This is a genomic window from Nocardioides bigeumensis (assembly GCF_039531755.1).
Taxonomy (GTDB): Bacteria; Actinomycetota; Actinomycetes; order Propionibacteriales; family Nocardioidaceae; genus Nocardioides; species Nocardioides bigeumensis.
In genome coordinates this window covers 203,795-222,747 of sequence record NZ_BAAAQQ010000011.1, presented here as the reverse complement: position 1 = coordinate 222,747, position 18,953 = coordinate 203,795, and the positions used below count along the sequence as shown (strand labels likewise).

Below are 18,953 nucleotides of genomic sequence, written 5' to 3'. Positions count from 1 at the left end.
CGCCGTGCCCTCCCACGAAGCCGGCTGGGCGCACGCAGACGGCGCCCTCAAGGGTCCGTCGTGGCTGCGCGAGCCCCACGACCCCAACGCACTCGTGCCGTCGCTCTGGTCGCAGACCGCCCACAAGGACGCCGGCGATCTCGTCGTCGGAGGCGTGCGGCTGCCCGACCTGGCAGCCGAGCACATGACACCGGCGTACGTCCTCGACGAGGCCGACTTCCGCTCCCGCGCGCGGGCGTTCCGCGAGGCCTTCTCCGACTACGACGTGTTCTACGCCGGCAAGGCGTTCCTCTGCACGACCGTGGCGCGTTGGATCGCCGAGGAAGGCCTCAACCTCGACGTCTGCTCACCGGGCGAGCTCACGGTGGCGCTGACGGCCGGCTTCGACCCCGCGCGGATCGGCTACCACGGCAACAACAAGGGCTACCCCGAGCTGCGCCGGGCCGTGCACGAGGGCGTCGGCCGCATCATCGTCGACTCCTTCGAGGAGATCGAGCGGCTGACGCAGATCGCCCGGGATCTCGTGACGGGCGCCGGCGCCCCCTCCTCGATCACCCAGGTGCGCGTGATGGTGCGGGTGACCGCCGGCGTCGAGGCGCACACGCACGAATACATCGCCACCGCCCACGAGGACCAGAAGTTCGGCTTCTCGATCACCTCCGGTGACGCCGCCGAGGCGGTACGCCGGGTCGTCGCCGCCCCCGGACTGACCCTCCTCGGCCTGCACTCGCACATCGGCAGCCAGATCTTCGACTCCTCCGGCTTCGAGGTGGCGGCGCGGCGCGTGCTCGCGCTGCACCACGAGGTGAGCGAGGAGCTCGGCATCACCCTGCCCGAGCTCGACCTCGGCGGCGGCTTCGGCATTGCCTACACCACGCAGGACGACCCGTCCGACCCTGCGCAGCTCGCGACCGAGCTCACCAAGATCGTCGAGCACGAGTGTCGGGCGCTCGGCATCGACCAGCCGAGGCTCTCGATCGAGCCCGGCCGCGCGATCGTCGGCCCGTCCATGTGCACCCTCTACACGGTCGGCACGGTCAAGGAGGTGGCACTGGACGGTGGCGCCCGGCGCACCTACGTCTCCGTCGACGGCGGCATGAGCGACAACATCCGCACCGCCCTCTACGACGCCGACTACTCCTGCACCCTGGCGTCGCGGCACAGCGACGCGCCGCCGATGCTGACCCGCGTCGTCGGCAAGCACTGCGAGGCCGGCGACATCCTGGTGAAGGACGAGTTCCTCGCGTCCGACGTCCGCGCCGGGGACCTGGTGGCGGTGCCCGGCACCGGCGCCTACTGCCGCTCGATGGCCTCCAACTACAACCACGCGCTGCGGCCGCCCGTGATCGCGGTGCGGGACGGGGTCGCGACGGTGCTGCTGCGCAGGGAGACTGAGGCCGACCTGTTGGCCACCGACCTGGGAGTGAACCCATGACGGAACTTCGCAGCAACCGGGGGCCGTTGCGCGTCGCCGTCCTCGGCTGCGGGTCGGTCGGCTCGCAGGTCGTGCGACTGCTCGACGAGAGCGCCGTCGACCTCGCGGCACGTATCGGTGTGCCCATCGAGCTGGCGGGCGTGGCCGTGCGCCGACTCGACGCGCCCCGGGAGGTCGAGGTGCCCGACGGGTTGCTGACGACCGACGCGCTGGAGCTGGTGTCGCGCCCCGACGTCGACCTGGTGATCGAGACGATCGGCGGCATCGAGCCCGCCCGGTCGTTGATCCTGACCGCGCTCGAGAGCGGCAAGTCCGTCGTCAGCGCCAACAAGGCGCTGATCGCCGAGGACGGCGCGACCCTCTTCGAGGCTGCCGAGAAGGCCGGCCGTGACTTCTACTTCGAGGCGGCGGTCGCCGCTGCCATCCCGATCCTGCGCCCACTGCGCGAGTCGCTGGCCGGCGACCGTGTCACCCGCGTGATGGGCATCGTCAACGGCACGACCAACTTCATCCTCGACAAGATGGACACCCTTGGCAGCGGGTTCGCCGAGACGCTCGAGGAGGCCCAGGAGCTGGGGTACGCCGAAGCGGACCCCACCGCCGACGTCGAGGGCTTCGACGCCGCGGCCAAGATCGCGATCCTGGCGAGCATCGCCTTCCACACCCGCGTCACCGCGGCCGACGTGCACCGGGAGGGCATCACCGAGGTCACCTCCTCCGACGTCCGGTCGGCGGCCGAGATCGGGTCGGTGGTCAAGCTGCTCGGCATCGCCGAGCTGGTCTCCACCGGCTCGCACGACAAGGATGCGGTGAGCGTGCGCGTGCATCCCGCGATGATCCCGAGGAGCCACCCGCTCGCCAGCGTGCGCGGCCCGTTCAACGCCGTCTTCGTCGAGTGCGACGCGGCCGACCAGCTGATGTTCTACGGCCGCGGTGCCGGCGGCGCCCCCACTGCGAGTGCGGTGCTCGGCGACCTGGTCACCGTCGCCCGACACCTCCTGTCCGGCACCACGGGCGCGGGGGAGTCGGCGTACGCCGCCCGCGAGGTGCTGCCGATGGGCCAGACCCGGACGAAGTACCACGTGGCCATCGACGTCGACGACCGCGCGGGCGTGCTCGCCGCGGTCGCCAACGCCTTCGCCGACCACGACGTCTCGATCCAGACGGTCCGGCAGGAGGGTCGCGGGGACGACGCCCAGCTGGTCGTCGTCTCGCACAGCGCCACCGACGCGCAGCTCTCGGCGACCGTCGAGCAGCTGCGCGGCATGGAGATCGTGCGCGAGGTCACCTCCGTGATGCGCGTCGAGGGCGGGGACGACGAGTGACCGACCCGAAGTCGACCAGCCCGAAGTCGACCAGCCCGATGTCCACCAACCAGATGTCGACCGTTCCGTGGCGGGGAGTGATTGCCGAGTACCGCGACCTGCTCGACCTGATCCCGGACGACCTCGAGCCCGTGACGCTCCGGGAGGGCGGGACGCCGCTGGTCCCGTCGGCGTGGCTGTCCGGGGTCACGAGTGGCCAGGTGCACCTCAAGGTCGAGGGCGACAACCCGACCGGCTCGTTCAAGGACCGTGGCATGACGGCGGCGATCAGCGTCGCCAGGCACGAGGGCGCTCAGGCGGTGGTCTGTGCGTCGACGGGCAACACGTCGGCGTCCATGGCGGCCTATGCCGCGCGCGCCGGCCTCACACCGATCGTGCTGATCCCCGAGGGCAAGATCGCCGCCGGAAAGATGGCCCAGGCCGTCGTCCACGGCGCAAGGATCATCATGGTGCGCGGCAACTTCGACCACTGCTTGCAGCTCGCTCGCCAGCTGGCGTGGGACTACCCCGTCTCGCTGGTCAACTCCGTCAACCCGGTGCGGCTGCAAGGTCAGAAGACCGCGTCCTTCGAGGTCGTGGACGCGCTCGGCGACGCTCCTGACGTGCACCTCCTCCCGGTCGGCAACGCCGGCAACATCTCGGCCTACTGGATGGGCTACCAGCAGTACTTCGACCTCGGCCGGGCGACCAAGAGGCCACGGATGCGCGGCTTCCAGGCCGAGGGTGCGGCCCCCTTGGTCACCCGCGAGCCCTTCCCCGACCCCGAGACGGTCGCGACCGCCATCCGGGTCGGCAACCCCGCGTCGTGGAAGCTCGCCGAGGCCGCGGCCGACGAGTCCGGCGGTGGTTTCGCCGCGCTGTCCGACGCGCAGATCCTCGACGCGCAGTCCCAGCTGGCCAGGCGGGACGGCGTGTTCGTCGAGCCAGCCTCTGCCGCGGGGGTGGCGGGGCTGCTCGCCGACGTGGCGGCCGACCCGGCGGCGTACGCCGGTGCGACCGTCGTCATCACGGTCACCGGGCACGGGCTGAAGGACACGGCGACCGCGCTCTCGGGCGCCGGGGAGCTCGTCGACCAGGTCGTCGACCCCGACGTGGACCAGGCCGCCGCCGCGGCCGGGCTCCGCTAGGCATCGCGGTGTCGTTCGTCGAGAGGCGGGTGCGGGTCACAGTGCCCGCCACCTCGGCCAACCTCGGGCCGGGGTTCGACTCGCTGGGGCTCGCGCTGGCCCTGCGCGACGAGGTGAGCGCCGAAGTCGTGCAGCGGGGGGCTGCCGAGCGCGAGGTCCTCGCGCGAGAGGTCGGGAACGGCGTCGAGGTCCGCGTCATCGGCGAGGGCGCCGACTCGGTCCCCCTGGACGAGAGCCATCTCGTGGTGCGGTCGATGTACGCCGCGTTCGACCTGATGGGCGGTCGGCCGGACGGGCTCAGGGTGAGCTGCCGCAACGCCATCCCGCACGGCCGCGGCCTCGGCTCGTCGTCGGCCGCCATCGTCGGTGGCATCGTGCTGGCGCGGGCGCTGGTCGCCGGGGGGACCCTCCTCGTCGACGACGACCGCGTCTTCGCGCTGGCCGCCGAGCTCGAGGGGCACCCCGACAACGTCGCCCCCGCCTTCTACGGCGGGCTGGTGATCAGCGGTCAGGAGGGCGACGAGTGGTTCGCGGTGCCTGCGGACGTCGACCCGCGGGTCAGCGTCGTCGTGTTCGTGCCGCCGGTGGCCGTGCCCACGAGCGCCGCCCGAGGTCTGCTCCCGGCCCACGTCCCGCACCGCGACGCCGCCGCCAACGCGGGGCGTGCCGCCCTCTTGGTCGCCGCCCTCGCCGGTCGGCCCGAGCACCTCTTCCTCGCCACCCGGGACCTGTTGCACCAGGACTACCGCGCCCCGGCGATGCCGGACTCAGCGGCGCTCGTCGCCGCGCTGAGGTCCGACGGCGTGCCCGCGATCATCTCCGGTGCCGGGCCGACGGTGCTCGCCTTCTGCGACGGCGCGGACTCGGCGTCGGGCCGCCCCGTGTCCGGCCCCGTGTCCGGCTCTGTGTCCGGCTCTGTGTCCAGCTCTGTGTCCGGCTCTGTGTCCGGCTCTGTGTCCGGCTCGGCGTCGGGCTCGGTGTCGGGCTCGGTTGGCGCCCTCCTGGACCGGACCCCGGCCGGCTGGGTGGCGCGGCACCTCCAGGTCGAGCGACAGGGCGCGCTGGTCCTCGACGAGTGAGGGGACCAGTGAGGCGATCGACGACGGATCACTGTCGGGACCGGTGATGCCGCGCCGGGTCAGACCTGGTGCTACCGTGGTTCGCGCACCGCTCGGTGCGGCCCTCCTCCCCGTTCGAGGGAAACGCCGCCCACCGGTGTCACCACCACTTCGATGTCGCGCCCGACGTGCCTGCGTCGCGTCGTGCTCATGCCGGTGCGGGGGTGCTGCAGATTTCACTGGACGCCGTGGGCGGATCGGCCCGAACGGCGCTGAACGTGGGAAGGACCTCACGTGACCGACACCCCCGACTCGACCCCCGATGGGGCAACCTCCGGCGCCAAGAAGCGCGCCGGTGGCCTCAACGGGATGCTCGTCGCCGATCTCAAGGCGATGGCGGCCGGCATCGGCATCCCCGGAGCCACGGCGATGAAGAAGCCGCAGCTGGTCGCGGCGATCAAGGCTGCGGGGCAGCCCTCCAGCAAGTCCGGCGGACAGACGGCCGATCGCGGGGGCGACCGTCCTGCGAAGGACGAGCGTCCGGCGAAGGACGAGCGTCCCGCGAAGGACGAGCGTCCTGCGAGGGACGACCGCCCAGTCCGCGACGAGCGTCCGAATCGGGACGAGCGTCCTGTCAGGGACGACGTCTCGGAGCGGCGTCCCGAGGACCGCGACGGCCGGCAGGTCGACAAGAAGAACGCCAAGCAGGAGTCGAAGGCCGACGGTCAGCGATCGTCGAACCAGGGCAAGCAGGACCAGGGCAGGCAAGACCAGGGCAGGCAGGACCAGACCAGGCAGGACCAGGCCAGGCAGGACCAGGCCAGGCAGGACCAGGCCAGGCAGGACCAGGCCAGGCAGGACCAGCACGACCAGCGCATGGGTGACGACGACCAGGCCGGCGGCAGTCGCCGCAACCGGCGCCGCCGCGGGCGCGGAGAGCGCGACCGCGTCGCGCCGGCCGGTGGGAGCGGAAACACCCGGCAGCGCAGTGAGCCCGACACCCAGATCCTCGAGGACGACGTCCTGGTCCCGGCGGCCGGCATCCTCGACGTCCTCGACAACTACGCGTTCGTGCGCACGAGCGGCTACCTCCCAGGAGTCGACGACGTCTACCTCTCGCTGTCGCTGGTCCGCAGGTTCGGTCTGCGCCGCGGCGACGCGATCGTCGGCATGGTGCGTCAGCCGCGCGAGGGCGAGCGCAAGGAGAAGTTCAACCCGATGGTCCGCGTGGACGCGGTCAACGGCGCCGACCCGGAGACGACGAAGAACAGGACCGACTTCGAGGCCCTCACCCCGCTCCACCCGCACGAGCGGCTGCGCCTCGAGACGGGTCCGGACAACCTCGTCGGCCGGATCATCGACCTGGTCGCTCCGATCGGCAAGGGACAGCGCGGCCTGATCGTCTCGCCGTCCAAGGCCGGCAAGACCGCGATGCTCCAGTCGATCGCGAGCTCCGTCACCGCCAACAACCCCGAGTGCCACCTGATGGTCGTGCTGATCGACGAGCGTCCGGAGGAAGTCACCGACTTCGAGCGGTCGGTCAAGGGCGAGGTCATCTCCTCCACGTTCGACCGCCCGGCCAGCGACCACACCACCGTCGCCGAGCTGGCCATCGAGCGGGCCAAGCGGCTGAGCGAGCTTGGTCACGACGTCGTCGTGCTGATCGACGGCCTGACCCGCCTGGGACGGGCGTACAACTCCTCCGTTCCCGTGTCGGGACGGGTCCTCCCCGGCGGCGTGGACGCGGCCGCGCTCTACCCGCCGAAGAAGCTCTTCGGCGCCGCGCGCAACGTCGAGGACGGCGGCTCGCTCACCATCCTCGCGACCGTCCGGGTCGACAGCGGGTCGTCCATCGACGAGGCGATCTTCGACGAGCTCCAGGACACCGCCAACATGGAGATCCGCCTGCGGGGCGAGCTCGCCGACAAGCGGCTCCACCCGGCCATCGACGCGGTCCGGTCCGGCACCCGCAACGAGGACCGGATGCTGAGCGAGGAGGAGCTCGCGCTCCTCTCCAAGCTGCGTCGCAAGCTGGCCGCCGAACAGCCTCAGGCCGCGCTCGAGCTGCTGCTCGACCGGCTGGCGAAGACCCAGACCAACATCGAGCTGCTGACGAGGCTCTGAGGTCTCCACTGATCGGGTCTCGCCTGATCGGGTCTCGACTGATCGCTCGCAAGCTCGCTGCTCGACCACCGTCTTGGCTCACTGCTCGACCACCGTCTTGGCTCGCTGCTCGACCACCGGGTCTCCCGGGAACACCGGGATTCGCCCCGGTGTTCTCACCAGTGGCAAGATTGCCTGTCGGCTCCGGTTCACGTCTCCCAGCGGGGAGGCGACCCGGCGGCCATGAGAGAGGACATCGCATGAAGAAGGACATCCACCCGGACTACGTGTCGACCCAGGTGACCTGCACCTGCGGCGCCCAGTTCACCACGCGGAGCACCGTCGCCTCGGGCGTCATCCACTCGGACGTGTGCTCGCAGTGCCACCCGTTCTACACGGGCAAGCAGAAGATCCTCGACACCGGTGGCCGTGTGGCCCGCTTCGAGGCCCGCTACGCCAAGAAGGCTGCCGCCGAGAAGAAGTAGCGCCCGCCTCGCTCCACGATCGATGGAACTGAGGAAGGGAGGCGAGCGTGTTCGAATCTGTTGACGCGCTCGTCGAGGAGCATGCTCGGCTCGAGACGCAGCTGGGCGCGCCCGAGACGCACGCGGACCAGCGGCTCGCCAAGAGGCTCAACCAGCGGTACGCCGAGCTGACGTCGGTCGTCTCGGCGTACCGCGACTGGTTGCAGCTGGGCGACGACATCGAGGCGGCTCGTGAGCTCGGTGCCGACGACGCCGCCTTCGCGGCGGAGGCCGACGAGCTCGCTGCCCGCCGCGCCGAGGTGGCCGAGCGGCTGCAGCGGCTGCTGGTGCCGCGCGACCCCAACGACGCGAAGGACGCGCTGCTCGAGGTCAAGTCCGGTGAGGGCGGCGAGGAGTCGGCCCTCTTCGCAGGTGACCTCCTGAGGATGTACAGCCGGTACGCCGAGCGGCGCGGTTGGAAGACCGAGATCCTCGACGCCAACGAGTCCGACCTCGGCGGCTACAAGTCCGTGACCATGGCCGTGAAGTCGAAGGGGACGCCCGCGCCGGGGGAGTCGCCCTACGCGCTGCTCAAGTTCGAGGGCGGCGTGCACCGCGTGCAGCGGGTGCCGATCACCGAGTCCCAGGGCCGGGTGCACACCTCGGCTGCCGGGGTGCTCGTGATGCCCGAGGCCGAGGCGGTCGACGTGACGGTCGACGACAACGACCTGCGCATCGACGTCTTCCGGTCCTCGGGGCCTGGCGGGCAGAGCGTGAACACCACCGACTCCGCCGTGCGGATCACCCACCTGCCGACCGGCATCGTCGTCAGCTGCCAGAACGAGAAGTCGCAGCTCCAGAACAAGGAGCAGGCGTTGCGCATCCTGCGCGCCCGCCTGCTGACCGCCGCCCAGGACGCGGCCGACGCCGAGGCGAGCGCCCAGCGCCGGAGCCAGGTGCGCACCGTCGACCGCTCCGAGCGGATCCGCACCTACAACTACCCCGAGAACCGCATCTCCGACCACCGCACCGGCTACAAGGCCTACAACCTCGACCAGGTGCTCGACGGCGACCTGCAGCCCGTGCTCGAGTCCGCGGTCGATGCCGACATGGCCGCGTCCCTGGACTCCCTGGAGTGACGGTGGGTCGCTCGCTGGCGCGGCGCGCGATCCGCAGCGCTGCTGTCGCACGGCTCGAGGCAGCAGGGGTCGCGTCACCCGAGCACGACGCGGACGAGCTGCTCGCGCACGTGCTCGGCACCACCAGAGGTCGTCTCGCGCTGATCGACGAGCTGAGCGACGAGCAGGCGACGGCGTACGACGCCCTGGTGCGACGACGGGCGGCGCGCGAGCCGCTCCAGCACCTGACCGGCACCGCCGCGTTCCGGCACGTCGAGCTGCAGGTCGGACCTGGCGTCTTCGTCCCGCGGCCCGAGACCGAGCTGCTCGCAGGCTGGGCGATCGAGGAGGCCGCACGCATCGGCGAGGGGGCTGTCGTGGTCGACCTGTGCACCGGGTCGGGCGCGATCGCCCGGGCGGTCGCCGACGAGGTGCCGCTCGCGCGCGTGCACGCCGTGGAGCTGGACGAGCCCGCTCTCGTCTGGGCGCGGCGCAACCTCGACGGTGCGGGCGTCGACCTCCGTCACGGCGACCTCGCGACGGCCTTCGACGACCTGCTCGGCCAGGTCGACGTCGTGGTCTGCAACCCGCCGTACGTCCCGCTCGAGGCCTGGGAGTCCGTCGCCGTGGAGGCGCGTGACCACGACCCCCACCTGGCGCTCTTCTCCGGGCAGGACGGTCTCGACGCGATCCGCGCTCTGGAGGTGCGGGCCGCCGCGCTGCTCAAGCCCGGGGGAGTGCTCGGCTTCGAGCACGCAGACGTCCAGGGCGAGTCGGCGCCCGCGGTGCTCTCCGCCAGCGGACGGTGGCGCGACGTGCGCGACCACCGCGACCTGGCCGGTCGCGCGCGCTTCACCACGGCCCGGCTGGCACTATGAGCGCACTATGAGTTCGCGCCGCCTACCCACCACCACCGACGACGAGCGGGAGGCGGCTCTCGAGGCCGCGTCGCTCGCCGTACGCCGTGGCCAGCTCGTGGTGCTGCCCACTGACACGGTGTACGGCATCGGTGCCGACGCGTTCGAGCCCGACGCGGTCGCCGGCCTGCTGGACGCCAAGGGCCGCGGACGCGAGATGCCGCCTCCCGTGCTGATCAGCCAGGCGGCGACGGCGGACGCCCTGGCGCTGGCCCTTCCTGGCTACGCGCGCACCCTGATGGAGCACTTCTGGCCGGGACCGCTCACGATCGTCGGCAAGCAGCAGCCGTCGCTGCAGTGGGACCTCGGGGACACCCGTGGCACGGTCGCCATCCGCATGCCTGACCACCCGGTGGCCCTCGACCTCCTCGAGCGCACCGGACCGCTCGCGGTGTCCTCGGCCAACCTCACCGGCCAACCGGCGGCCACGGACGCCGCGCAGGCGGAGGCGATGCTGGGGGAGTCCGTCGAGGTCATCATCGACGCCGGCCCGTCGCCGCAAGGCGCCGACAGTGCACCCTCGACGATCATCGACGTCACCGGTACGCAGGGCCGGGTGCTGCGCATCGGCGCGCTGAGCCTCGAGCAGCTCAACGAGGTGCTCGAGCCGACCGGGACCGTCATCGTCGACGAAGGCTGACCTCTCGGCTCATGCGCGAGTACCTCCTCGTCTTCCTCGTCGCGGCCGCGGCGACCTATCTGCTGACGGTGATCGCCCGCGAGTTCGCGCTGCGGACCCGGGCGGTCGCGCAGGTGCGCGACCGCGACGTGCACGACGAGCCCATCCCCTACCTCGGCGGGATCGCCATGATGGGCGGGCTGGTGGCGGCGTACCTCGTGGCCCGGGAGCTGCCGTTCCTCTCTGAGGACCCCTACGTGTTCGTCCAGGCCCGCGCGGTGATCCTCGCAGGTGCGGTCATCTGCGCAGTGGGCGTGCTCGACGACATCTTCGACCTCGACGCCCTCACCAAGTTCGGCGGCCAGTGCCTGGCTGCCGGCATCCTGGTCTGGCAGGGCGTGCAGTACACCTTCTTCCCGCAGCCGAGCGGCGGCACGCTGTCGCTCGACCTGACGCAGGGCGGACTCCTGACCGTGCTCGTCGTGGTCTCCACCGTGAACGCCGTGAACTTCGTCGACGGGCTCGACGGCCTGGCCGCCGGCGTGGTCGGCATGGGGGCCCTGGCGTGGTTCGCGTTCTGCTACGTGCTGACCTCGCGCAACGACTTGAGCCTCGCGACCTCCGGTGCGTTGCTCGGTGCCGCGCTCGCCGGGGTCTGCGCCGGCTTCCTGGTCCACAACTTCCACCCGGCGCGCCTCTTCATGGGCGACTCCGGCTCGATGCTGCTGGGTCTGGTGCTGGCTGCCTCCACCATCGCGCTGACCGGGCAGCTGAACGCCGACGAGCTGACCGGGGTCAACGGAAACCTGGTGCTGCTGCCGATCCTGCTGCCGCTCTCCATCCTGATGATCCCGCTTGCCGACATGGGCCTGGCCATCTTCCGGCGCACCCGCGAGGGCCGCTCGCCCTTCGCTCCTGACAAGCAGCACCTCCACCACCGGATGCTGGAGTTCGGGCACTCCCACCGGCGCGCGGTGCTGGTGATGTGGCTCTGGGCCGGACTGATCGCGTGGAGCATCGTGCTGCTCAGCCTCTTCTCGGGTCGCACGGTGTGGATCGGATTCGGCGCCATGTGCGTGATCGCGGCGTTCCTCACCTTCCTGCTGCCCCGCGTGCACAAGCCGTCCCTGGTTGCCCGTGACGACCCCGAGGGGACCGTGGAGCAGCAGCAGGAGGAGCCGCTGCCGGGACTCTGAGCCTGGGGATTCCGGGCCTCTGACCCTCGGTTTGACGAGGAAGACGGTGCTTGTGATAGTTTTCACGAGCAGTCCTGAGGGCTGCGGAACACCTCCTTCGCACGCATCGACCTCCACAGATCGGGCCGCCGCCATGACGACCACGACGAAGCAGGAACCCCGCCTCAGCGGGATGCGTCCACTCGTCGTGACGATGGTCGCGGTGGACCTCGCGGTGCTGGCGGTCGCCGGTCTGGCCGCCCTGCTCGCCGACGGTGACGCGGCCGTCGCCGCCCTCGTGGGCGGTCTGGTCACCTCCGTCGTCATCTTCACCGGGACGGCGATGGTCAACCTCGTCGCGGGCCTGGTGCCGTCGTTGTCGCTCCTGGTCGCGCTGATGACCTACACGCTCCAGCTCGTCGTCATGGTCGCGGTCTTCCTGGCCCTCTCGCGGTCGTCCCTCGGTGCGGACGCCACCTCGCGCGGGTGGCTCGGCGCCGCCGTGATCACCGCCGCCGTCACCTGGCTCGTCGGTCACCTGGTCACCGCCACCCGGGCGCGCATCCCGATCTACGATCTGCCCGCCCAACCGCCCGCCCAACCGCCTGTCCAGCCCGGCAAGGGCGGGGGTGAGTGATGAACTCGTCCACTGCTAGTGTCCGGAGCGCCATGGCTCGACCGCTTCCCCCGCCCGGCTCCGGCGGTGCTCGGCCCGCCGACCACCGCCCGCATGGTGACCCCTGGCAGGCCTTCGGCTACATCGTCGCCGGCGTGCTGTTCTACGGGGCGGTCGGCTACGGACTGGACCGCTGGCTCGGCACGAGCTTCCTCGTGGTGCTCGGCATCCTCGGGGGTGCGGGCCTCGGCATCTACATGACGTTCAAGCGCTTCGACACGACAGACGCACCAAAGGCAGACGTGAGGCAGGAGACACGGTGAGCTCGATGGTGGGCATCCGCGCAGAGGGCAGTGGCTTCCACGCCCCGGGCCCCGGCAGCTTCGAGCTGCCGCCGATCTTCCACTTCGGTGACGTCGGCGTCACCAAGCCGTGGGTGCTGTTGGTCCTCTCGTCGGTGATCGTGGTCGGCTTCACCTACCTCGCCTCGCGCAAGGCGGCGATCGTCCCCGGCCGGCTGCAGTTCGCCGGCGAGCTGGTCTACGGCTTCGTCCGCAACGACCTCGCTCGCGACAACATCGGCAGCGAGCACTACATGAAGTTCGTGCCGTACTTGTTCTCGCTCTTCATGTTCATCCTGGTGAACAACTATTACGGGATCTTCCCGTTCTTCCAGTTCCCCAGCTTCTCGCGGATCGGCTTCGTCTTCCCGCTCTCGGTCATTTCCTGGCTCGTCTTCATCGGCGCCGGCATGTGGGCGCACGGCGTCCTCGGCTACTTCAAGCACGCGACGGTGCCGACCGGCGTCAAGGGCCCGATCCTGATCCTGCTGGTCCCTCTCGAGTTCTTCTCCAACATCCTGGTCCGGCCGGTGACGCTGACGCTGCGTCTCTTCGGCAACATGTTCGCCGGGCACCTGCTGCTCATCCTGTTCGCCACCGGCGGCGCTGCGCTCCTCGCGAGCGGCAACGTCCTCTACGGCGCCGTCGGGGTCCTCTCCTTCGGCCTGGGCATCGCGGTCAGCTTCCTCGAGATGCTGGTGATGTTCCTCCAGGCCTACGTGTTCACGCTCCTGTCCGCGATGTACATCGGCGAGGCGATCGCCGAGGAGCACTGACCCACCGGCTCACCTGCACCACCCGATCCACTCCAGCAGCACCCAAGAAATGCATCACAACCGGCACCCACCAGAGGTGCCGACAACGAAAGGAAAAGCCGTGGAAGGCTCCATCAACATGGTCGGTCTCGGCCTTGCTGCCGTCGGCCCTGGCATCGGCATCGGCCTGATCTTCGCCGCCTTCATCAGCGGTGTGGCCCGCCAGCCCGAGGCTCAGGGCCGGCTCCAGTCGATCGCGATCCTCGGCTTCGTTCTCGCCGAGGCGCTGTTCATCATCTCCGTCGCGCTCGCCTTCGTCCTGCCGATCTGATCCCAGCTAGGGAGAACCACTCATGGACTACCCCGCTTCTTCGTGGATCGTCCTCGCCGCCGCGGAGGAGGAGACACACAACCCGATCCTGCCGATCTGGTCCGAGGTCATCCTCGCCCTGATCGTCTTCGCGATCGTGTTCCTCGTCGTCCGGCGGTTCGTGGTCCCCAACTTCGAGAAGGCGTACGCCGAGCGCACGCAAGCGATCGAGGGTGGGCTGGCCGCGGCCGAGACCAAGCAGGCCGAGGCCGACGCCAAGCTGGCCGAGCTCGAGCAGCGCCTCTCCGAGGCGCGGCACGAGGCTGCTCGCATCCGCGAGGAGGCACGCGAGCAGGGTGCCGCGATCGTCGCAGAGATGCGCGAGCAGGCGCAGACCGAGGCGTCGCGCATCGTCGAGAACGGCAAGACGCAGATCGAGGCCGAGCGCCAGCAGGCGGTCACCTCGCTGCGGGCCGAGGTGGGCACCCTCGCCGCCTCTCTGGCGGGTCGCATCGTGGGCGAGAGCCTGGACGACGACGAGAGGTCCAACCGCGTCGTCGAGCGCTTCCTGGCCGACCTCGAGACCCTCGACACCGCATCATCGGGTCCCGCGAACGGTGACGGGACCGGCCGATGACCATGCGCGGACCGTCGGCCGAGGCCCTGGCGACGCTGGAGACCCAGCTCGACCAGTCCATCGGCGAGGTCGGCACCCGCAAGGCGGCGGAGGTCGGTGACGACCTCTTCGCGGTCTCGCAGGTGCTGCGCTCCACGCCGAGCCTGCGCCGCGTGCTGACCGACGCCTCGATCGAGGGGCCCGCGAAGCAGGAGCTGGTCCGTCAGCTCTTCGACGGCAAGGTCGACGCGATCTCGATGGTCCTGATCGGCACGGCGGTCGGCCGCCGGTGGACGGCGGGGCGTGACCTCGCCGACGCGCTCGAGGCGCTCAGCGAGATCGCCGTCGCCCGCTCCGCCGGCGACAACGTCGGCCGCGTGGTCGACGAGCTCTTCGCCGTCGCGCAGGTGGTCTCGGCCAACCCCGAGCTGCGCGACGCGCTGTCCGACCCAGCGCGTTCGGTCGACGACAAGGTCGCGCTGGTCGACGGCCTGCTGTCCGGCAAGGCGCTGGCGGCGACGGTCACCTTGGTCAAGCAGGCGCTGGCCGGGACCTATCGGACCGTGCCGGTCGCCCTGGCGACGTACCAGCGGGTAGCCGCTCGGGTGCAGCAGCAGCGGGTGGCCACTGTGCTGTCCGCGCGGCCGCTGTCCGAGGACGACCGCACCAGGCTCGGTGCGGCCCTGTCGCGGCAGTACGGCCGGCAGATCCACCTCAACGTGCAGGTCGATCCGGAGCTGATCGGCGGCCTCCGGGTCGAGATCGGCGACGACGTGATCGACGGCTCGGTCCTCAACAGGCTGGCCGAGGCCCGCCGGGCCCTCGCGGGCTGATCTCCCTTGCAAGCCCGCCCACCCGCCCTACGAACTTCACGAGCAGACGAGAGTTAGGAACAGATTATGACGGAGCTGTCCATCCGTCCGGACGAGATCCGGGACGCGCTCCAGCGCTTCGTGGCCGACTACAAGCCGGAGACCGCGAGCCGCGAGGAGGTCGGCACGGTCGCGGAGACCGCCGACGGCATCGCCCGCGTCAGCGGCCTGCCCTCATGCATGGCCAACGAGCTGCTCGAGTTCGAGGACGGCACGCTCGGCCTCGCCCTCAACCTCGACACCCGCGAGATCGGTGTCGTGGTGCTCGGTGACTTCGAGAAGATCGAGGAGGGGCAGGCGGTGCGTCGCACCGGCGAGATCCTCTCGGTGCCCGTCGGCGACGCCTACCTCGGCCGCGTGGTCAACCCGCTCGGCAACCCCATCGACGGTCTCGGCGCCATCGAGACCACCGAGCGCCGGGCGCTCGAGCTGCAGGCCGCCGGCGTGATGGACCGCAAGTCGGTGCACGAGCCGCTGGCCACCGGCATCAAGGCCATCGACGCGCTCACGCCGATCGGCCGCGGCCAGCGTCAGCTGATCATCGGTGACCGGTCGACCGGCAAGACCACGGTCGCGATCGACACGATCATCAACCAGCGGCAGAACTGGGAGTCCGGCGACCCCGACAAGCAGGTGCGCTGCATCTACGTCGCCATCGGCCAGAAGGGCTCGACCATCGCCGCGGTGCGCGGCGCCCTCGAGGAGGCCGGCGCGCTCGAATACACCACCATCGTCGCCTCGCCCGCGTCCGACTCGGCCGGCTTCAAGTACCTCGCGCCCTACACCGGATCGGCCATCGGCCAGCACTGGATGTACGACGGCAAGCACGTGCTGATCGTCTTCGACGACCTGACCAAGCAGGCCGAGGCCTACCGCGCCGTGTCGCTCCTGCTGCGCCGCCCGCCGGGCCGCGAGGCCTACCCCGGCGACGTCTTCTACCTGCACTCCCGCTTGCTGGAGCGCTGCGCGAAGCTGTCCGACGACCTGGGTCATGGCTCGATGACCGGCCTGCCGATCGTGGAGACCAAGGCCAACGACGTGTCGGCGTTCATCCCGACCAACGTCATCTCCATCACCGACGGCCAGATCTTCTTGCAGTCCGACCTCTTCGCGGCCAACCAGCGCCCGGCGATCGACGTGGGCGTCTCGGTGTCGCGCGTGGGTAGCGCGGCGATGACCAAGGCGATGAGGGCCGTCACCGGTTCGCTCAAGGTCGACCTCGCGCAGTTCCGCGCGATGGAGGCGTTCGCGATGTTCGCCTCCGACCTCGACGCCGCCTCGCGCCAGCAGCTCGACCGCGGCCAGCGCCTGATGGCGCTGCTCAAGCAGCCGCAGTACTCGCCGTACCCCGTCGAGGAGATGACCGTCTCGCTGTGGACCGGCACGTCGGGTCGCCTCGACCGGGTCCCGACCGAGGACATCCTGCGGTTCGAGAGCGAGTTCCTCGACTACCTGCGCCGCGGCCACGACGGCCTGCTCGCCGGCATCCGGGAGTCGCAGAAGTTCGAGGAGTCGACCGAGACCGAGCTGGCCGCGGCGTACGACAAGTTCCTCGACCAGTTCGAGACCTCGTCGGGCCAGGCCATCAAGGCCGGCAAGGAGGAGCACGAGGCGCTCCCTGACGACGAGCTCGAGCAGGAGCAGATCGTCAAGCAGAAGCGAGGCTGACGAGCGTGTCCGTCGATCGAGTCCTGATGGGAGGAGGTGAGCAGCATGGCCGTGTCACTGCGTGAGTACCGCGCGCGGATCAAGTCGGTCGAGTCGACCAAGAAGATCACCCGCGCCATGGAGCTGATCGCCGCGTCCCGGATCGTCAAGGCCCAGCAACGGGCCCAGGCGGCTGCGCCGTACGCCCGTGAGCTGACCCGCGCGGTGTCGGCGGTGGCCACCTTCTCCAACGTCGACCACCCGCTGACCACCGAGCCCGAGGACCCGAAGCGGGCCGCGCTGCTCGTCGTCACCAGCGACCGCGGCCTGGCCGGTGCCTACTCCTCCAACGTGCTCAAGGAGGCGGAGCGTCTCGTCGAGAAGCTGCGTTCCGAGGGCAAGGACGTCGACATCTACCTCACCGGCCGCAAGGGCGAGGCGTACTTCCGCTTCCGCCAGCGCAAGGTGAAGCAGGCGTGGACGGGATTCTCCGACCAGCCGACGTACGACGTCGCCCGCGACATCGGCGACACCCTCATCTCGGCCTTCCGCAACAGCGAGGAGGAGCCGGTCGAGGACGCGCCCGACCCGGTCGACGAGGTCCACGTGGTCTACACGCGGTTCCGCTCGATGCTCCTGCAGGAGCCGACGGCCGTGCGGCTGCTGCCGCTCGAGGTCGTCGAGGGCGAGGAGAAGCCCGCCGAGGAGGACCTGCTGCCACTCTACGAGTTCGAGCCGTCGCCGTCCGACGTGCTGGACTCCCTGCTCCCGCGCTACGTCCAGAGCCGGATCTTCTTCGCCCTGCTGCAGGCCGCTGCCTCCGAGCTGGCCGCCCGGCAGAAGGCGATGAAGTCCGCGACGGACAACGCCGAGGAGCTCATCAAGAAGTACAAGCGCATCGCGAACCAGGCCCGCCAGGCCGGGATCACCCAAGAGATCAGCGAGATCGTCGGTGGCGTCAACGCGCTCGCCGACGCCACCGCAGGGAGTGAGTGAGACATGACTGCCACCGTTGAAGAGACCAAGGAGACCCGAGGCGGGTCCACCGGGCGCATCGCCCGGGTCATCGGCCCGGTCGTCGACATCGAGTTCCCCATCGACGCGATGCCGGAGATCTACAACGCGCTCAAGGTGAAGTTCGAGCTCACCGGCGAGACCCACGAGATCACCCTCGAGGTGTCCCAGCACATCGGTGACGGCATGGTCCGCGCGATCTCGATGAAGCCGACCGACGGCCTGGTCCGCGGCGCCCAGGTGGTCGACACCGGTGCGTCCATCACCGTGCCCGTCGGCAACGTGACCCTCGGCAGGGTGTTCAACACCACCGGCGACTGCCTCAACCTGGCGGAGGGCGAGACCCTCGACATCCAGGAGCGCTGGGGCATCCACCGCAAGGCGCCGGCCTTCGACCAGCTCGAGTCGAAGACCCAGATGTTCGAGACCGGCATCAAGGTCATCGACCTGCTGACGCCGTACGTCCAGGGCGGCAAGATCGGCCTGTTCGGCGGCGCCGGTGTGGGCAAGACCGTGCTGATCCAGGAGATGATCGCGCGCGTCGCCAAGGACCACGGTGGTGTGTCGGTGTTCGCCGGTGTCGGCGAGCGCACCCGCGAGGGCAACGACCTCATCGTCGAGATGGAGGAGGCCGGCGTCATCGGCCAGACCGCCCTCGTCTTCGGCCAGATGGACGAGCCGCCGGGCACCCGCCTGCGGGTCGCGCTGTCCGCGCTGACGATGGCGGAGTACTTCCGCGACGTGCAGCAGCAGGACGTGCTGCTCTTCATCGACAACATCTTCCGGTTCACCCAGGCCGGGTCGGAGGTCTCGACCCTGCTCGGCCGGATGCCGTCCGCGGTGGGCTACCAGCCCAACCTCGCCGACGAGATGGGCCAGCTCCAGGAGCGGATCACCTCGACGCGCGGTCACTCGATCACCTCGATGCAGGCGATCTACGTGCCCGCCGACGACTACACCGACCCGGCGCCGGCCACGACGTTCGCCCACCTCGACGCGACCACCGAGCTCTCGCGTGACATCGCCTCGCTCGGCATCTACCCCGCGGTGGACCCGCTGACGTCGACCTCGCGGATCCTTGACGCTCAATACATCGGCAAGGAGCACTACGACTGCGCGGTGCGGACCAAGCAGATCCTCCAGCGCAACAAGGAGCTCCAGGACATCATCGCGATCCTCGGTGTCGACGAGCTCTCGGAGGAGGACAAGATCATCGTCCACCGGGCCCGTCGCATCCAGCGGTTCCTGTCGCAGAACACCTACGTCGCCAAGCAGTTCACCGGCATCGAGGGCTCGACCGTGCCGATCGCCGACACCATCGAGGCCTTCAACAAGATCGCCGACGGCGAGTACGACCACGTGGCGGAGCAGGCGTTCTTCATGTGCGGCGGCCTCGACGACGTCGAGGCCCGGTGGGCTGACATCCAGAAGAACCTCTGAC

19 protein-coding genes are annotated in these 18,953 nt (G+C 70.2%); all 19 read left to right on the top strand.

Going from position 1 to position 18,953, the window contains the following annotated elements:
- Nucleotides 1-4: 4 nt before the first annotated feature.
- Entirely contained in the window at nucleotides 5-1,435 is a 1,431-nt protein-coding gene (gene lysA / locus ABD295_RS10165; RefSeq protein WP_344303593.1) for a diaminopimelate decarboxylase, read from the top strand.
- The gene (locus ABD295_RS10160) at nucleotides 1,432-2,760 is read left to right on the top strand and encodes a homoserine dehydrogenase (RefSeq protein WP_344303592.1); all 1,329 of its coding nucleotides are present in this window, start codon (nucleotides 1,432-1,434) and stop codon (nucleotides 2,758-2,760) included. Before lysA ends, ABD295_RS10160 begins: the two co-directional genes overlap by 4 nt.
- A gap of 38 nt (nucleotides 2,761-2,798) precedes the next feature.
- On the top strand, nucleotides 2,799-3,887 hold the full coding sequence (thrC, locus tag ABD295_RS10155; protein ID WP_344303591.1) for a threonine synthase: 1,089 nt from the start codon (nucleotides 2,799-2,801) through the stop codon (nucleotides 3,885-3,887).
- An 8-nt stretch (nucleotides 3,888-3,895) separates the two neighbouring features.
- Complete coding sequence (thrB, locus tag ABD295_RS10150; protein WP_344303590.1) at nucleotides 3,896-4,966, top strand: homoserine kinase; 1,071 nt, start codon at nucleotides 3,896-3,898, stop codon at nucleotides 4,964-4,966.
- Between the two features lie 273 nt (nucleotides 4,967-5,239).
- Nucleotides 5,240-7,069 carry a transcription termination factor Rho gene (rho, locus tag ABD295_RS10145; protein ID WP_344303589.1) on the top strand — a complete coding sequence of 610 codons (1,830 nt, stop codon included), beginning with the start codon at nucleotides 5,240-5,242 and terminating at the stop codon, nucleotides 7,067-7,069.
- 239 nt (nucleotides 7,070-7,308) lie between these two features.
- A complete protein-coding gene (rpmE, locus tag ABD295_RS10140) occupies nucleotides 7,309-7,533 on the top strand; it encodes a 50S ribosomal protein L31 (RefSeq protein ID WP_344303588.1) in 225 nt (74 codons plus the stop codon).
- A gap of 47 nt (nucleotides 7,534-7,580) precedes the next feature.
- The gene (gene prfA / locus ABD295_RS10135; protein ID WP_344303587.1) at nucleotides 7,581-8,651 is read left to right on the top strand and encodes a peptide chain release factor 1; all 1,071 of its coding nucleotides are present in this window, start codon (nucleotides 7,581-7,583) and stop codon (nucleotides 8,649-8,651) included.
- A gap of 2 nt (nucleotides 8,652-8,653) precedes the next feature.
- Nucleotides 8,654-9,508 (top strand): peptide chain release factor N(5)-glutamine methyltransferase, encoded by an 855-nt coding sequence (prmC, locus tag ABD295_RS10130; protein WP_344304044.1) that lies wholly within the window; start codon nucleotides 8,654-8,656, stop codon nucleotides 9,506-9,508.
- A 7-nt stretch (nucleotides 9,509-9,515) separates the two neighbouring features.
- Nucleotides 9,516-10,187 carry an L-threonylcarbamoyladenylate synthase gene (locus ABD295_RS10125; RefSeq protein ID WP_344303586.1) on the top strand — a complete coding sequence of 224 codons (672 nt, stop codon included), beginning with the start codon at nucleotides 9,516-9,518 and terminating at the stop codon, nucleotides 10,185-10,187.
- 11 nt (nucleotides 10,188-10,198) lie between these two features.
- Nucleotides 10,199-11,362, top strand: coding sequence for a glycosyltransferase family 4 protein (locus ABD295_RS10120; protein ID WP_344303585.1), 1,164 nt, complete (start codon nucleotides 10,199-10,201; stop codon nucleotides 11,360-11,362).
- 133 nt (nucleotides 11,363-11,495) lie between these two features.
- Nucleotides 11,496-11,978: a hypothetical protein gene (locus tag ABD295_RS10115; protein ID WP_344303584.1), complete on the top strand. Its 483-nt coding sequence runs from the start codon at nucleotides 11,496-11,498 to the stop codon at nucleotides 11,976-11,978.
- A gap of 32 nt (nucleotides 11,979-12,010) precedes the next feature.
- Nucleotides 12,011-12,280, top strand: coding sequence for a hypothetical protein (locus ABD295_RS10110; protein ID WP_344303583.1), 270 nt, complete (start codon nucleotides 12,011-12,013; stop codon nucleotides 12,278-12,280).
- Between the two features lie 5 nt (nucleotides 12,281-12,285).
- Nucleotides 12,286-13,074: a F0F1 ATP synthase subunit A gene (gene atpB, locus ABD295_RS10105; RefSeq protein ID WP_344304043.1), complete on the top strand. Its 789-nt coding sequence runs from the start codon at nucleotides 12,286-12,288 to the stop codon at nucleotides 13,072-13,074.
- A gap of 100 nt (nucleotides 13,075-13,174) precedes the next feature.
- The gene (gene atpE / locus ABD295_RS10100; protein ID WP_344303582.1) at nucleotides 13,175-13,384 is read left to right on the top strand and encodes an ATP synthase F0 subunit C; all 210 of its coding nucleotides are present in this window, start codon (nucleotides 13,175-13,177) and stop codon (nucleotides 13,382-13,384) included.
- A gap of 22 nt (nucleotides 13,385-13,406) precedes the next feature.
- Complete coding sequence (locus tag ABD295_RS10095; RefSeq protein WP_344303581.1) at nucleotides 13,407-14,000, top strand: F0F1 ATP synthase subunit B; 594 nt, start codon at nucleotides 13,407-13,409, stop codon at nucleotides 13,998-14,000.
- Nucleotides 13,997-14,812, top strand: a complete 816-nt coding sequence (locus ABD295_RS10090) for a F0F1 ATP synthase subunit delta (protein WP_344303580.1) — start codon at nucleotides 13,997-13,999, stop codon at nucleotides 14,810-14,812. The genes ABD295_RS10095 and ABD295_RS10090 overlap by 4 nt, the downstream gene beginning before the upstream one ends.
- Before the next feature lie 66 nt (nucleotides 14,813-14,878).
- Nucleotides 14,879-16,519, top strand: a complete 1,641-nt coding sequence (gene atpA / locus ABD295_RS10085; protein WP_344303579.1) for a F0F1 ATP synthase subunit alpha — start codon at nucleotides 14,879-14,881, stop codon at nucleotides 16,517-16,519.
- Nucleotides 16,520-16,564: 45 nt separating this feature from the next.
- A complete protein-coding gene (locus tag ABD295_RS10080; protein WP_344303578.1) occupies nucleotides 16,565-17,494 on the top strand; it encodes a F0F1 ATP synthase subunit gamma in 930 nt (309 codons plus the stop codon).
- A 3-nt stretch (nucleotides 17,495-17,497) separates the two neighbouring features.
- Nucleotides 17,498-18,952: a F0F1 ATP synthase subunit beta gene (atpD, locus tag ABD295_RS10075; protein ID WP_344303577.1), complete on the top strand. Its 1,455-nt coding sequence runs from the start codon at nucleotides 17,498-17,500 to the stop codon at nucleotides 18,950-18,952.
- The last annotated feature ends 1 nt before the right edge of the window (nucleotide 18,953 follow it).